At 72.7% G+C, this 14082-nt stretch carries 15 protein-coding genes; 7 read left to right on the forward strand and 8 right to left on the reverse strand.

All coding sequences use genetic code 11. From position 1 onward, the window contains the following. Positions 1–498: 498 nt before the first annotated feature. Positions 499–1584 (reverse strand): sensor histidine kinase, encoded by a 1086-nt coding sequence (locus G401_RS0126795; RefSeq protein WP_157546358.1) that lies wholly within the window; start codon positions 1582–1584, stop codon positions 499–501. Further along, on the reverse strand, positions 1584–2237 hold the full coding sequence (locus tag G401_RS0126800; protein ID WP_027344896.1) for a response regulator transcription factor: 654 nt from the start codon (positions 2235–2237) through the stop codon (positions 1584–1586). Before G401_RS0126800 ends, G401_RS0126795 begins: the two co-directional genes overlap by 1 nt. A gap of 116 nt (positions 2238–2353) precedes the next feature. On the opposite strand from G401_RS0126800, the gene G401_RS0126805 reads away from it, so the two are divergent. Next, positions 2354–3514, forward strand: coding sequence for a serine hydrolase domain-containing protein (locus tag G401_RS0126805; protein WP_027344897.1), 1161 nt, complete (start codon positions 2354–2356; stop codon positions 3512–3514). Positions 3515–3576: 62 nt separating this feature from the next. On the opposite strand, the gene G401_RS0126810 is transcribed toward G401_RS0126805, so the two are convergent. Then, complete coding sequence (locus tag G401_RS0126810; RefSeq protein ID WP_034593225.1) at positions 3577–4062, reverse strand: GNAT family N-acetyltransferase; 486 nt, start codon at positions 4060–4062, stop codon at positions 3577–3579. Between the two features lie 92 nt (positions 4063–4154). On the opposite strand from G401_RS0126810, the gene G401_RS0126815 reads away from it, so the two are divergent. Beyond that, positions 4155–4865, forward strand: a complete 711-nt coding sequence (locus G401_RS0126815) for a hypothetical protein (RefSeq protein WP_157546361.1) — start codon at positions 4155–4157, stop codon at positions 4863–4865. A 4-nt stretch (positions 4866–4869) separates the two neighbouring features. Here the strand turns inward: G401_RS0126815 and G401_RS0126820 are convergent, their stop codons facing one another. Continuing rightward, on the reverse strand, positions 4870–5196 hold the full coding sequence (locus G401_RS0126820) for a hypothetical protein (RefSeq protein ID WP_157546364.1): 327 nt from the start codon (positions 5194–5196) through the stop codon (positions 4870–4872). A gap of 141 nt (positions 5197–5337) precedes the next feature. Here G401_RS0126820 and G401_RS58430 point away from each other — a divergent pair, with 141 nt between their 5' ends. After that, entirely contained in the window at positions 5338–5460 is a 123-nt protein-coding gene (locus tag G401_RS58430; RefSeq protein ID WP_281174211.1) for a hypothetical protein, read from the forward strand. Between the two features lie 319 nt (positions 5461–5779). Here G401_RS58430 and G401_RS0126825 read toward each other — a convergent pair whose 3' ends face one another. From G401_RS0126825 to G401_RS57920, 4 genes are read right to left on the reverse strand one after another with little or no spacing between them, the layout of a single operon-like run. After that, the gene (locus tag G401_RS0126825) at positions 5780–6970 is read right to left on the reverse strand and encodes an ABC transporter permease (RefSeq protein ID WP_027344901.1); all 1191 of its coding nucleotides are present in this window, start codon (positions 6968–6970) and stop codon (positions 5780–5782) included. Beyond that, positions 6967–7623, reverse strand: a complete 657-nt coding sequence (locus G401_RS0126830; protein ID WP_027344902.1) for an ABC transporter ATP-binding protein — start codon at positions 7621–7623, stop codon at positions 6967–6969. Before G401_RS0126830 ends, G401_RS0126825 begins: the two co-directional genes overlap by 4 nt. Next, complete coding sequence (locus G401_RS0126835) at positions 7620–8726, reverse strand: peptidoglycan-binding protein (RefSeq protein WP_245601852.1); 1107 nt, start codon at positions 8724–8726, stop codon at positions 7620–7622. Before G401_RS0126835 ends, G401_RS0126830 begins: the two co-directional genes overlap by 4 nt. Then, positions 8687–9211 (reverse strand): hypothetical protein, encoded by a 525-nt coding sequence (locus G401_RS57920; protein WP_245601853.1) that lies wholly within the window; start codon positions 9209–9211, stop codon positions 8687–8689. Before G401_RS57920 ends, G401_RS0126835 begins: the two co-directional genes overlap by 40 nt. A gap of 144 nt (positions 9212–9355) precedes the next feature. Here G401_RS57920 and G401_RS0126845 point away from each other — a divergent pair, with 144 nt between their 5' ends. Genes G401_RS0126845 through G401_RS0126860 form a run of 4 tightly spaced genes read left to right on the forward strand, consistent with a single transcriptional unit; the run spans position 9356 to position 14032 of the window. After that, positions 9356–10006: a response regulator transcription factor gene (locus G401_RS0126845; RefSeq protein WP_027344904.1), complete on the forward strand. Its 651-nt coding sequence runs from the start codon at positions 9356–9358 to the stop codon at positions 10004–10006. Continuing rightward, positions 10003–11199, forward strand: coding sequence for a sensor histidine kinase (locus G401_RS48695; RefSeq protein WP_034593227.1), 1197 nt, complete (start codon positions 10003–10005; stop codon positions 11197–11199). Before G401_RS0126845 ends, G401_RS48695 begins: the two co-directional genes overlap by 4 nt. Continuing rightward, positions 11196–13226 (forward strand): alkaline phosphatase family protein, encoded by a 2031-nt coding sequence (locus tag G401_RS0126855; protein ID WP_027344905.1) that lies wholly within the window; start codon positions 11196–11198, stop codon positions 13224–13226. Before G401_RS48695 ends, G401_RS0126855 begins: the two co-directional genes overlap by 4 nt. Beyond that, complete coding sequence (locus tag G401_RS0126860) at positions 13223–14032, forward strand: MBL fold metallo-hydrolase (protein WP_034593228.1); 810 nt, start codon at positions 13223–13225, stop codon at positions 14030–14032. The genes G401_RS0126855 and G401_RS0126860 overlap by 4 nt, the downstream gene beginning before the upstream one ends. Positions 14033–14082: the final 50 nt, after the last annotated feature.

Below are 14082 nucleotides of genomic sequence, written 5' to 3' on the forward strand. Positions count from 1 at the left end.
ACCGAGTGGCCGTTTTCGCACCTCAGCCGTAAACGATCACCCCGTCGGCCGCCGCCCCAGCACCCATATCGGACAGTCGCGACAAAGCCCGAACCGGCCAGGGTCGGACGGTGGCCCCGATCTCCAAGATGGCCGACGATCTTGCGCGAATGCCCCGAATTTCGTCCGATGCACCCGAAATGCCCGGACATTCGCGCAAGATCGTGGACCGTAACGGGTACAAGTCGGACAGTCGGGACAAAGGCCCGGCGGGGTGGGTAGGGCCGGGCGGGGTGGGGTGAGGCCCGGTGGGGTGAGGCCGGGCGGGGGTGGGGTGAGGCGGTGACTGGGCGACGGTGATGGATGCTTCGCCCCACTCACCTGGCAGTGGAGTCCCCGGAGCGCAGCGATAGGGGCGGAACGGTCTCCCGCGGGAGGAGCGGAGGTGAGATCGGCGAACCCGGGACATGAATATGATCTTCAAGTTGATCTTGAATGTGTTCCGGCCCGCCGGACCGGTCAGGGGAGGGGGAAGGTGATGTGGGCGTCGAGACCGCCGGTGGCGCGGGGGTGGAGCGTGATGCTCCCTTCGTGGGCGGTGACGATCGCGCGGACGATCGACAGCCCGAGCCCGACCCCGTCGTGGCGGGTGCGTGCCGCCCGCCCGCGGAAGAACGGTTCCAGCAGTCGCACTTGCTCGTCGGGTGAGATGGCTCGCCCGTCGTTGCCGATCCGCACGTGGGCCCGGCCTTCTGATACTCCGGTGTGGACGGTGATATTGGACCCGTAGCGGACGGCGTTGTCCAGGAGATTGCCCACCATGCGGTCGAGCAGGACCGGATCGCCGTGTACCGGTGCGGGCAGCAGGTCGGTGACGGTTTCACCGTTCACCTGGTCGGCGGCGATCGTGGCGAGGTCGACGGGCGTCCGCTGGACCGGGCCGGCCTGGCTGTGGGCCAGGGTGAGCAGGCCGTCGAGGGTGTCGCGGCTGCGGTCGATGGCGATGCGGATGTCGGCGGCCATCGCGAGCAGTTCGTCGCGGCCGGGCTCGCCGTCGAGGGTGACGTCGAGGGCGGTACGCATCGTCGTCAGCGGCGTACGCAGTTCGTGGGCGGCGTTGGCGGTGAACATCCGCTGGCTGTCGAGGATCCGGTCGCGGTCGGCGAGGCCGGCCTGGACCCGGTCGAGCATGCCGTTGACGGTGGCGGCGAGCGTGGTCAGCTCGTCGGCGGCCGGGCCGACGGGGACGCGTTCGGAGAGGTTCTCGGCCGACAGCCGCCGGGCCGTCTCGGTGATGCCGCGGATCGGGCGCAGGACGCGGCCGGCGAGCCACCAGCCGAGGGCGGCACCGAGCAGCGTGACGACGGCGAGGGCGACGGCGGCCTGGGTGAGGAGGTCGGAGAGGGTGGCCGCGCGTACGCCGTCCACGATGGAGGGTGCCGGTGGCATCGGATTGGTCCCGGAGGTCCACGTCAGCTGGATGGCGTGGACGGGGCGGCGCAGCATCAGCACGTAGGTGAGGCCGGCGAGGACGATGCCGGTGGCGAGGACCAGGGCGGTGTACAGGATCGTCAGCCGCGCCCGGGCGGTCAGGCGTACGCGCATCAGGCGATCCGGTAGCCGGCGCCGGTCACGGTGTGGATCACGGGCGGGTCGCCGAGCTTGCGGCGCAGCGTGCCGACGGTGATCCGGACGGCGTTGGTGAACGGGTCGGCGTGCTCGTCCCACACCTTGTCCAGCAACGTCTCCGCGCTCACGACGTCACCGGCCGCGGCGAGCAGGCGTTCGAGGACGCCGAACTCCTTCGGGGTCAGGTGCAGCAGCCGCCCGGACCGTTCGGCCGTCCGCCGGGCGGAGTCGAGCACGAGATCGCCGTGCCGCAGGACCGGCGGCCGGGCCGGTGCCGCCCGCCGTGCGAGGGCGCGTACGCGGGCCACGAGTTCGGTGAACGCGAACGGCTTGCCGAGATAGTCGTCGGCCCCCAGATCCAGTCCGCGTACGCGGTCCTCGACCGTGCCGGAGGCGGTCAGCATCAGGATGCGGGCCGTCCCGTCCTCGGTGAGGCGGCGGCAGACGGCGTCGCCGTGCACCACCGGCAGATCCCGGTCGAGGACCACGACGTCGTAGGGGGTGAGCGCGTACTTGTCCAGCGCGGTCCGGCCGTCGAGCGCCAGGTCGACCGCGAACCCGTGCTTGCGCAGCCCGGCCGCGATGTAGCCGGCCAGCGGCTCCTCGTCCTCCACCAGCAGCACCTTCACCCGGCCCAGTATGCCCGCGCGGACCTATGGACCGCCTATGGCCGCAGCATCGGGCCGCCATCGCCGCGCGTGCCTAGAACTTCTTCCCAGAGGTCTTCCGACGAAAGGCGAAGCGAATGACGACTCGACGCTCGATGCTGGGCGTACTCGGCGCGTTGCCGGTGGCCGCGAGCGCGACCCTGGCGACGGCCGGCTCGGCGTACGCGGACACGGGCAGCGGCGCCCTCGGACCGGGCGGCGAGTTCGACCGGTTCGTGGCCGGCCTGGCAGCCAGGGACGAGTTCTCCGGCAACGTGCTGGTCACCCGGCACGGCCGGACGGTGCTCGCCCGGTCCTACGGCTGGGCCGACCGCGCCCGCGGCGTCCGCAACAGCCCGGACACCAGGTTCGCGATGGCCTCGGTGACCAAGCTGTTCACCGCGGTCGCCGTCGCGCGGCTGGCCCAGGACCGCAAGCTGTACTACAAGAGCACGATCGGGGAGTACCTGGACGGGTTCGCACCCGCGGTCGCCGACCACGTCACCGTCCACCACCTGCTCACGCACACCTCCGGGCTCGGCGACTACATGCAGGCGCCGGGGTTCTGGGACGTCGCGGCGACCTGGGCGAGCGCCGGGCAGATGCTGGCCGGCCCGCTCGGCTTCATCCGGGCCGAGACGCCCGCGTTCGCGCCCGGCGCGGGCATGTCCTACAGCAACTCGGGATTCCACGTCCTCGGCGCGATCGTCGCGAAGGCCGCCGGCTCGTCCTACTACGACTACGTGCGTACGGCGGTGTTCGAACGGGCCGGCATGGCGGCCACGGAGTTCGCCGCGAAGCCGGAGTTCTCGACCGACCGGCGCTTCGCGCACCCGTATCCGACCGCGGCGGACGGTACGCGCTCCGACGACGTCGCCGGGCGGCTCTATCAGGGCACGCCGAGCGGGGACGCGTACACGACCTGCCGCGACCTCGACACGTTCGCCCGCGCGCTCCTCGGCGACCGCCTGCTCGAACCGGCCTTCACCCGGCTCACCCTCAACGGCAAGGTCCTGCTGCCGTCCCCGCCCGGACCGCCGCCCGCCACGTCGAGGTTGCGTACCGCGATGCAGGCGTACGGGCCGGTCGCCGCGCTCGTCACCGACGAGTGGGTGGTCGGCCACGGCGGCGGTTCGCCGGGCGAGTCCACCAGCCTCGACATGTACACCGGCAGCGGCTGGGTCGTGACGGTCCTCGCCAACTACGACAACGCCGCCCAGGCGGTCGCCATGGCGGCCCGCGACCTCATCAAGGCCTGAGGCCGTTTGGCTCATCCTTCAGAATCAAGATTCTTTTGTCCCTAAAACGATCTTGATCTTCTTCAGAGCACGGGCTGGTTCCGCAGGACGTAGCGGACGAAGCCGCTGTGCGGGGTGTAGGAGTCGTAGAGCGCGCGGGCCTGGTGGTTGGACTCGCGGGTCTGCCAGTAGAGCGTCGACCAGCCCTCCTCGCGCGTGCGCAGCCACAGCCAGTCGATGAGCGCCCGCCCGGCCCCGCCGCCGCGGGCGACGGGATCGACGTACAGATCCTGCAGGTAGCACACGGGCGTCAGGTGCGAGGTGCTGTCGTGCAGGAGGTAGTTGGCCATGCCAAGGATGCTGCGGCCGCCGTCGCCGGCGCGCTCCGCGACGATCGCGAAGATCGGCACCGCCGGGTCGAGGATGCGCGCCCACGTGCGGCGCGTGATCTCCTCGACCGGCTCACGCTCATAGAATCTGGTGTACGCGTCCCACAGCACGCGCCAGCGCGCCTCGTCGGCGGGGACGACGGCGCGGACGGTGATGGACGGATAAGGCTCGGCGGGCATGCGGCCATGATATTTTCCCGTCGCCATCGACCGGCGGGAGGATGATCGCCGAAACGGGTTCGCGGCCGGGCCGGGAAATCTACCGTCGAACCATGGCCAACCATACCCTGCAGGAGTGCGAGCGGTCCGAGGAGATCACCGGCCGGCGCGTCGTGATCGAGGACTACGACGGCAGCCACGCGACCCTCTGCCGCCGGGGCCTGTGGGTCGGCCGCGACATCCTGTTCGTCCAGACCGTCGCGCTGTGTTTCGAGCACGACCCGGACCGGCTGAACGTCTTCTGGAGCCTGCAGAACGACACCGAGATCCTCTACCCGGTCCCGGGCACCGGCCCGACCGGCATCGTGCCGAACACCCCCGGAATCCGGTGGATCTGGCCGTACCAAGGGTTGCAGCACCGGATCGCGTTCGTCGGCGTACCGGGGGCGACGCCGTTCGCGGTGCAGGCTCAGGTGCTCTACCAGGAGGAGGCCGGCGGCCCGATCATCACCGGGCCGTCGGCGTCGGTCGAGGTGAGCGGCCGGCGTACCGTCTGGCCGCCCGACAAACTGGCCGAGGAGGAGCGCTGCCGCCAAGCCTGGTACGACATCCTCAGCCGCTACGTCCGCTGGAAGGAACCGCGTACCGGGGAACCGGTCATGTGGCTTGACGAGATCCACGGCCGCGACGCCCACGAGGTGGCCGCACTGGTCGACCAGGTAGAGGCGGGTGGCGACGATCCCGAACTGATCGCCGCCGTCGAACAGGAACTGTCCGCCCGCGTCCTCCGCGCCCAGGTACGCGCCGCCCGCCGCGCCCGATAGCGGTCTATTTGCAGGTGAAATTGGTGGTGGAACTGCCCGGCCCGCTGAAGGTGACGCGGACGTTGTGGCGGCTGGCGACCACACAGGAACCGCCCATCGAGGACGCGTTGTCCGCGCCGGCCACATGCGTGCCGTCGAGGTACCAGACCTCGCTCGCATAGCCGCTCGGCAGGTAGCAGTCGAAGTAGCCGCCCTCGCTCTCGCACTGCACGAGGGATGCGGCGTTCGCCGGGGAGGTGGCGGTCAGGGTCGCGGCCGCGCCGAGGAGGACGGCGAAAGCGACGCGGCGGATGCGCTGGGGGAGAGCGGAACCGGTCAAGGGAGTCGTCATGGCGAGGACTGTAAATGTGTAACGCATCCACCACAATCGCCGTATAGGATTTTCCTTCACTGGCTCGCGTCCGGGCGGGGCGGCTCCTCGTGCAGGACTCGCCGGCGGCCTGGACTTTGTCGCGACTGTCCGATATGCAGGGTGTCCGACTCGCTCAGGGAGCGCGTTCGGGATGCTGTAGGTCGGCGCAGCGGCACGATCAGCGTGATCGAATACCGCTATTACGGCACCGCGGTGGCGATTCCCTTGATCGAATACCGCTAATATGGCAAGAGAGCGCTTTCTTGCCGTAATGACGGTATTTGATCATGCTGATGGGGTGGGAACTGCCGTTATAGCGGCAAACGATCACTGGCCGCAGGCGTGCTCGGCTTGATCGCGGCACGAAGGCTTGATCAAGTACCCGAATGCTGTCAAAACCGGCCCGATTTTGCAGCTCCCCGGCTCTTGATCAAGCAATGGAGATCAACATCTACAGCTTTCGGGCACTCGATCACGGCCAACCACTCCACGGCCGAACCGGTCCCCGGCCGCACGGGTCTCCGGCCGAACGGGTCGTAGGGCGTACGTGGTGTCGATGTGATCATGGGGTGGCCAGGGCTTCGGTAGGGGACAGGCGGGCCGCCCGCAACGCCGGGTACAGCCCCGCCAACCCTCCGATCACGACGGTGGCGGCGAGTCCCCCGCCGGTCGCCCAGGCCGGGACCACCGACGGCCACGCCTGGTACGCCGCGTACCCCGCGGTGACGGCGACGCCGAGGGCGATGCCGCCGACGCCGCCGAGGGCGGACAGGAGGAGCGACTCGGTGAGGAACTGGAGGCGGATCTGGCCGCGGGTGGCGCCGAGCGAGCGGCGCAGGCCGACCTCCGCCCGGCGTTCGAGGACGGAGATGACCATCGTGTTCGCGACGCCGACGCCGCCGACGAGCAGGGCGACCGCGCCGAGGCCGAGGAGCAGGCCGTTGAGGGCGGCGTCGGCGGCGGCGCGGGCGGCGATGATGTCGGAGGGCCGGGAGACGGTGACGTCGCCGGGGGCGCGGGGGTTGGCGGTCGGGGCGAGGACGGCGTGGACCGCTGCGAGGCGGCGGTCGTCGACGCGGGCGTAGATCGTCGTCGGACGGCCGTCGAAATGGAACCGGGTGGCGGCCGCGTCCCAGCCGATGAGGACGGCGGTGTCGAGTTCGGGGGCGAGCGCGACCGGGGCGAGCACGCCGATGACGGTGAAGCGTACGCCGCCCACCAGGATCTCGACGGCGGAACTGGGCCGGCCGATGCCGAGCCGGTCGGCGGCCGCCGCGCCGAGGACCGCGGCGGGGTAGCGGCCGGTGGCGCCGTTGAGCCAGGTGCCGTGGCGGATCGTGGCGGCGACGGTGGCGGGCAGGCCGACCCGGGCGGCCAGGACGCTCAGCGCGTTCGTCTCCACCGAGGGGATCCTGTCCGAGCGGTAGACCCGCAACCCCGGTACGCGTCCGGTCGCGGAGACGGCGGTCACCGGGCCGATGCGGCCGACCATCGATTCGGCCTCGGCGGGCAGGGCGGCGTCCTGGCCGGTGGCGGTGCGTCCGGTGGAGACGGTGAGCAGGTTGGTGCCGAGCTCGGCGAGCCGGCGGTCGAGCTGTTCGCGGGAGGAGGACGAGATGCCGACGACGGCGACCATCGCGGCGATCCCGATCGCGATGCCGAGCGCGGACAGCCACGCCCGGACCGGCCGCGTCCGCAGTCCGGCCGCACCCACCCGGAGCACGTCGCCGGGGGCGAGACGGGCTGGATTCATGAGGGGAGCACCTTTCCGTCGTGGACGCGTACCTGGCGGTCGAGGCGGGCGGCGACGTCCCGGTCGTGGGTGATCACCACGACCGTCGTCCCGGCCGCGTGCAGCTCGCGCAGCAGTGTGAGGATCCCCTGGCCCGCGGCCGAGTCCAGGTTGCCGGTCGGTTCGTCGGCGAGCAGCAGCGCCGGGTTCCCGGCCACCGCCCGCGCGATCGCGACGCGCTGACGCTCGCCGCCGGAGAGCTCGTGCGGTTCATGATCAAGCCGGTGGCCCAGGCCGACGCGTACCAGTGCGGCTTCGGCGCGACGCCTTCTTTCTTTCCGGTGTACGCCGGCGTAGAGCAGCCCGTCGGCCACGTTCTCGATCGCCGGCACGCCCGCCGCCAAGTGGAACTGCTGGAAGACGAAGCCGATCCGGCGGGCCCGCAGCGCGGAGAGGCTCCGGTCGGACAGGCGGGCCACGTCGTGCCCGTCGACCACCACGCGGCCGGTGGTCGGGCGGTCGAGCGTACCGGCGAGGTGCAGCAGGGTGGACTTGCCGGAGCCGGACGGGCCGACGATCGCCACGCACTCGCCCGCCCCGATCGTCAGGCTCGCCCCGTCCAGGGCCCGTATGCCGCCCGCGTACTCCTTGGTGACGTCGGTCAGCTCGATCATCGGGGCATCCCGACGGTCATCCCGGCCGCGAGCCCGTCGCCGGTGACCTCGACCCGGCCCTGCGCGAACAGTCCTGTCCGGACGCGTATGTAGCGGGTGGTGTTGCCGTCCACGACCTCGACGCCGTAGCCGCCCTCGGCGAGCGCGACGAGCGCCGCGACGGGCACCGTGAGGACGTCCGGGCGTTCGGCCGCGGTGAACACCACCGTGACGACGGCCGCCTCGATGCCCCGGGCGGCGGCCGGGTCCCGCAGCGACACGATCGCCTCGATCTTGGTCTCGGCGCTGCCGTCCCCGCTGGACTGCTGGTCGACGACGGTGGCGACCCGCTCGATCCGGCCGGGAGTGGTGGTCCCGTCCGGCAGCCGGATCGTCACCGGTACGCCGACCCGCGCCAGCCGCTGCTCGGTGACGTCGAGCCGGACGGTGACCGAGTGCCCGGTGCCCGTGTACGTGAGGACCGGCTGGCCGCCGCCGGTCGGCTGGTTGACCCCGGTCGCGACGGCGTCGACGCGGATCGGGCCCGCCGCGAACAGCACCCGCCCGAGCTCGACCCGTCCCGTGCGGGGTACGCCGAGGTCCGCCTGCCACCGCCGGACGGCCGCCGCGGTCGTGGCCGAGTACCGGTCGTCCACGGTGAAACCGTTGTAGCCCAAGGCGTGCAGATTGGTTTCGAGCTCGCGCACGTCGGCGCCGACCGAGCCCGTCGCGAGATCCCGGTACGCCGCCACGGGCCCGGTCATGAGCACGACGGGCTGCTCGCCGACGCGGTAGACGACCTGCCCCCGGCCGACGACCTGGCCGGCCAGGGGCATGCGGGTGATCACGCCGGGCAGCCAGCCGGGCAGCGTGTCGGGGTGGCCGAAGCCGAGGTCGCCGGCCTCCTCGGCGGTGTCCTGCATCGTCTCCCGGGTGACCGTCGCGGTCTCCGGCGGGAGGTCGCCGGCCGCCGTCGGAGCCGGGTCCGCGCCGCCGAAGCCGAGCGCCGCGGCGGTCGCGGCCCCCGCCGCCAGCACGACGACCCCGGTCACGGCGACCGTCCGGGCGCGGCGGTGCCGGCCTTTCACCGGCTCGGCCTCAGCGACGCCGACGCGGACGCCCACCACTCCTCGGTGAGCTGGTCGCAGGCGTTCTTCGCAGCCGGGTACTCGGGGTCCTCGCCGACCTCCTGCGACACGCGGGTCTGCCCCTCGGCGTCCGGGTCGGGGTAATCCTGCACGCCGTGCTCCCGCATGCAGCGCGCGTACCGGCGGCTGAGCTCGTTCTTCAGGTCGATCTCGGGGCCGACGCGGGGCGGCCGCAGCGCCTGGCAGGCCGCGATCGCCGCGTCCGCCTTGCCCTTGTCGAAGCCGGGCTGGACGTGTCCCTCGTCGGCGTCGTCCCCCGTCCCGATCGGGTCGCCGATCGGCACGCCCCGCTGGCGCATGCAGTTCGTGTACGCGACCAGCTGGTCGTAGTGGCTCGTCGTGCCGCTCGGATGCGGCGACACCGTCCCGCCGGCCGAGGCCACCTCCGGCGGTCCGGACGACGTGCAGGCGGCCGTCAGCAGGAGCGGCATCAGCAAGGTGGCCCATACTCTCGTTCTCATCGACGCTCTCCCGGTGGTCGGCGCAGGGTCGGTGCGGTGATCTGACGGGTGCAGTCGACCAGCCCGGCGGCAACGCCACCGTCACAGCGCCTGTAACGCCGGTGTAATGCCCGGCCGGAGAGACTGACGCGGGAAGGGGAACCGGTGCGCGTACTGCTGATCGAGGACGAACCGCTGCTCGCCGAGCAGGTGGCCGAGGGCCTGCGCGACCACGGCATGGCCGTCGACCTGGCCGGGGACGGTCTCGACGGGCTGCACAAGGCCGGCGCCAACCGGTACGACGTGATCGTGCTCGACCGCGACCTGCCGCGCGTACACGGGGATCAGGTCTGCACCGCGCTCGCGGCGGGCGGGACCGACGCGCGGATCCTGATGCTGACCGCGGCGGGGGAGGCCGCGGACCGGGTCGCCGGGCTGCGCCTGGGCGCCGACGACTACCTGGCCAAGCCGTTCGTCTTCGACGAGCTGGTGCTGCGGGTACGCGCGCTCGCGCGGCGGGCGAACAACGCGCCGCGCGTCCTGCACCGGGCCGGGCTGGCCTTCGACACCGCCCGCCGGACCGTCACCCGCGACGGCCGGCTCATCCCGCTGACCACGAAGGAGCTGGCCGTGCTGGAGATCCTCATGTCCGCCGACGGCGCCGTGGTCAGCGCCGAGGACCTGCTCGAACGCGCCTGGGACGAGCACGCCGACCCGTTCACCGCGACCGTGCGGGTCACCGTCGCCCGGCTGCGCCGCAAGCTCGGCGACCCGCCGCTGGTCGAGACCGTCGTGGGAGCGGGGTACCGGCTGTGAGGCCCACGATCCGCCTGCGGCTCACCCTGGCCTTCGCGGTCATCCTGCTCGGCACCTGCGCCACGGTCCTCGCCATCAACGACACCCTCCTCTACAACAGCCTGTACGCGCAGATCAACGGCCCGCGTCCCGACGATGTCGCGACCACGCCGAAGCCGACCCCGGAGTACGAGGACAGCAAGGACGCGCAGAAAGCCCGCGCGCTCGAACTGCAGCAGGAGCTGGCGGCCGAGCTGCGTACCAGCGCGGTACGCAACGCCGCCGGTCCCTCCGCCGCCGCGCTGGCGGTCGCCGCGTTCGTAGGGCTGGCGATCTGCTGGCTGGTCGCGGGGCGGGTGCTGCGCCCGTTGCGTACGCTGACCGCCGCCACGAGACGCATCTCGCAGGACCGGCTGCACGAGCGGATAGCCCTGACCGGTCCGCGCGACGAGCTCAAGGAGCTGGCGGACACCTTCGACGAGATGGTGACCCGGCTGGAGGCCTCGTTCGCCGCGCAACGCCGGTTCGTCGCCGACGCCGCCCACGAGCTGCGTACGCCGCTGGCGATCGTGCGTACCGGGGCGGAGGTGCAGCTCGGGCGCCGGGACAGTACGGCGGAACAGTGGACGGCCTCGGCCCGGCGGGCGCTCGTCGCGACCGGGCGGGCCGAACGGCTGCTCGACGGCCTGCTCGCCCTGGCCCGCAGCGAGAGCGGGGTGCTCGCGAGCGACCCGTGCGACCTGGCGGAGGCGGCGGCCGCCGCGCTCGCCGACGCCGATCCCGAAGCCGAGGCGGCCGGGCTGAGCATGACGAGCGACCTGCGCCCGGCCCCGGTCACCGGCGATCCGGCGCTGCTCGACAGGCTCGTGGCGAACCTCGTGCAGAACGCCGTCCGGCACAACCACCCCGGCGGCCGGGTCGACGTGATCACGGAAAGCGACGGGCCGGCGGCCACGGTCCGCGTACGCAACAGCGGGGCGGTGATCCCGGCGGCCGAGGTCGAGCGGCTGTTCGAGCCGTTCCAGCGGCTGTCGGCCGGCCGGGTCGCCGGCGGCTCGACCGGCCTGGGCCTGGCGATCGTCCGCGCGATCGTGCTCGCCCACGCCGGCACGGTCACGGCGGCGCCCGACCCCGGCGGCGGTCTCACGGTGACGGTCACGCTCCCGGGGAATCGGGACATATACCAGCAGAGCGGTGCGACGATGAGCGGATGACCTCTCGCCGCCCGGGGCCGCTGCGCGCCGGCGATCTGCGTGACGCGCTGCTGGGCCTGGTGCCGACCGCGCTGGCCCTGCTGGTCGCGGCCGCGCTGGTGGACGGGTTCGACCTGGCGCCCTGGTGGACGGCGGTCGTCCTGGCGGTCGTCACCGCCGCCGTCGACGCGCTCGCCCGGCCGGTCCTGCGGCTGGTGGCGGGCCGGGCCGGCGCCGTGGCCGCGATGGTGCTCGGCGTGCTCGTACAGCTGGCCGTGCTCTGGATCGCGGTCAACATCGTGCCCGGCGTGACCCTCACCGGCATCGGGGCCGCCGTGCTGACCCTGATCGTGGTCGCCGTCGTGCTGGCCGCCGTCCGCTGGCTGATCGGGGTGAACGACAGCTCGTACCTGGTCGCCGACCTGATCCGGCGGGGCGAGAAGCGGGCGCGGTCCGGCGTACCCGGGGGCGGGCCGGCCGGCGTGGTGATCGTCCAGATCGACGGGCTGCCCTTCCCCGTGCTCCGGTTCGGCGTCGTCTCCGGCGACCTGCCCACCCTCGCCCGCTGGGTACGCACGGGCCGCCACGACGTGGCCCGCTGGTGGGCCCGCGTACCGTCGACCACGCCGGCCAGCCAGGCCGCGCTGCTGCACGGGACGAACGACGGCATCTCCGCCTTCCGCTGGTACGACAAGAAACTCGGCCGGCTGGTCGTCGCCAACCGCCCGGCCGACGCCGCCGAGATCGAGAAGCGGCTGTCGAACGGTCGCGGCCTGCTCGCCGACGGCGGGGTCGGCATCTCGAACATGTTCACCGGCGACGCGCCGACCGCCCTCATGGTGATGAGCCGGCTCGCGAGCGGCCGCGGCGGGCTCGGGCCGGGCCGGGCGTACCTGCGGTTGTTCGCCAGCCCGTTCGTGTTCGCCCGGGCCCTCGTGCTCACCGTCGCCGAGATGCTCAAGGAGCTGTACCAGGGCCGCCAGCAGCGGTTGCGCGGCGTCGAGCCGCGCGTGCCCCGGCACGGCTCGTACGTCCTGCTGCGCGGCGCCACCAACGCCGTCCTGCGCGACCTCAACGTCGCGCTCGTCGCCGAGCACATGATGGCCGGCGCGCCGGTGATCTTCGTGGACTTCGTGGACTACGACGAGATCGCCCACCACGCCGGGGTCCTGCGGCCCGAGGCGCTCGACGCGCTGCGGGGCGTCGACCGGGTCCTCGGCACGCTCGAACAGGTGGCGGCCGCGGCGCCGCGCGCGTACGAGTTCGTGGTGCTGTCCGACCACGGGCAGAGCCAGGGCGCGACCTTCTTCCAGCTGGCCGGGCACACCCTCGAAGAGGCGGTACGCCGCCGGATCGGCGCCGACCGGGCCGCCACCATGGACGAGACCAGCACGGTCGAGGCGTGGGGGCCGGTCAACGCGATGCTGACCGAGCTGCTGAGCGCCACGAAGACGACCGCCCGGTGGTCCGCGCGGCGGGAGCGGCCGGACGGCGTACGCACCCAGACCCCGGAACTGGTCGTCGCGGGGTCCGGCAATCTCGGCCTCGTGTGGTTCCCGCGGCTGCCGGGACGCGTACCGGTGGAGGTGATCCGGCGCGAGTTCCCCGACCTGATCCCCGGGCTGCTGGCCGAACCCGGGGTCGGGTTCGTCGTGGTGGACAGCGGTCGCGGGGCGCTCGCGATCGGGCCGGAAGGCGTACACGTGCTGGGTGACGGAACAGTGGAAGGCACGGACCCGCTGGCGCCGTTCGGGCCGCGCGCCGCACGTGACCTGGCGCGGGTGGCGGCGATGACGACGGCGCCGGACCTGTACGTGCACTCCTCGCTGGACCCGCGGACGGGGGAGGTGCACGCGTTCGAGGAGCTCGTCGGGTGCCACGGCGGGCTGGGCGGGTGGCAGAACGAGGCCGCGCTGGTCCACCCGGCGGGCTGGAAGATCGACGCGGACCTGCTCGACGGCGACCTGCTCTACGGCGCGGACATGGTGCACCGCCAGCTCGTGCGCTGGCTCGAGCGCTGCGGCGCGCGCCGGGCGGACGGCCCATGAGGATCACCTGGCTGGGCCACTCCGGTGTGCTCGTCGAGACCGCCGGCGTACGCGTCGCCGCGGACCCGCTGCTGCGCCCGCGGGTGAACGGGCTGCGGTGGGCGGTGCCGATGCCCGCCGCGGTGCTGCGGATGGCTGCCGGTGAGCTGGCGGTGGACGCGGTCCTGATCTCGCACCTGCACCACGACCACTGCGACGTACGCTCCCTGCGCCTCCTCGGCGCGCCCGTGGTGATCGTGCCGGCGGGCGCGGGTGCGTGGCTGACGAAGCAGGGTGTCGGCGGGGTGGTCGAAGCCGGTCCCGGGGATCTGGTGCCGGTGCGCGGCGGCGTCCTGCCCGACGGACCCGCCGGCGGCGAGGTGTCCGTGACCGTCGTCCACGCCGAGCATCACGGGCGCCGGGAGCCCTGGGGTCCGCGCGCTCTCGCCGTCGGCCACGTGGTCGACGGGCCCGAGGGTTCGGTCTGGCTGGCCGGGGACACCGCGCTGCACCCCGCGATGCGGGACCTGCCCGGTCTCACCGGCACCGGCCGGCTGGACGTCGCGGCGATCCCCGTGTGGGGCTGGGGACCCCGCCTCGGCCCCGGCCACCTCGACCCGGACGCGGCCGCGCGGGCCGCCGCCCTGGCCGGCGCGGACGTCGCGATCCCGGTGCACTGGGGCACCCTGCATCCGTTCGCCCTGCGCCCCGTGATGCGTACGCGCCTGGTCGCGCCCGGCCGGGCGTTCCAGCACGAGATGCGGCGGCTGGGCCGGGGACGGGCGGAAGTGCTGCCGGTCGGCGGCGAGTTCGTCCTTTCAGGATGATCGTTCGTGGGGCAGGATGGATCTTGTTTCGTCCACAGTGTCCGCCGAGG

This window comes from Hamadaea tsunoensis DSM 44101, assembly GCF_000428945.1.
Classification (GTDB): Bacteria; Actinomycetota; Actinomycetes; order Mycobacteriales; family Micromonosporaceae; genus Hamadaea; species Hamadaea tsunoensis.

Coding starts and splice junctions, on each gene's coding strand:
- G401_RS0126805 (WP_027344897.1), top strand. CDS start 2,354: ATGACGACTCGACGCTCGATGCTGGGCGTACTCGGCGCGTTGCCGGTG.
- G401_RS0126815 (WP_157546361.1), top strand. CDS start 4,155: ATGGCCAACCATACCCTGCAGGAGTGCGAGCGGTCCGAGGAGATCACC.
- G401_RS0126810 (WP_034593225.1), bottom strand. CDS start 4,062: ATGCCCGCCGAGCCTTATCCGTCCATCACCGTCCGCGCCGTCGTCCCC.
- G401_RS0126820 (WP_157546364.1), bottom strand. CDS start 5,196: ATGACGACTCCCTTGACCGGTTCCGCTCTCCCCCAGCGCATCCGCCGC.
- G401_RS0126855 (WP_027344905.1), top strand. CDS start 11,196: ATGACCTCTCGCCGCCCGGGGCCGCTGCGCGCCGGCGATCTGCGTGAC.
- G401_RS0126830 (WP_027344902.1), bottom strand. CDS start 7,623: ATGATCGAGCTGACCGACGTCACCAAGGAGTACGCGGGCGGCATACGG.
- G401_RS0126825 (WP_027344901.1), bottom strand. CDS start 6,970: ATGAATCCAGCCCGTCTCGCCCCCGGCGACGTGCTCCGGGTGGGTGCG.
- G401_RS0126795 (WP_157546358.1), bottom strand. CDS start 1,584: ATGCGCGTACGCCTGACCGCCCGGGCGCGGCTGACGATCCTGTACACC.
- G401_RS57920 (WP_245601853.1), bottom strand. CDS start 9,211: ATGAGAACGAGAGTATGGGCCACCTTGCTGATGCCGCTCCTGCTGACG.
- G401_RS0126860 (WP_034593228.1), top strand. CDS start 13,223: ATGAGGATCACCTGGCTGGGCCACTCCGGTGTGCTCGTCGAGACCGCC.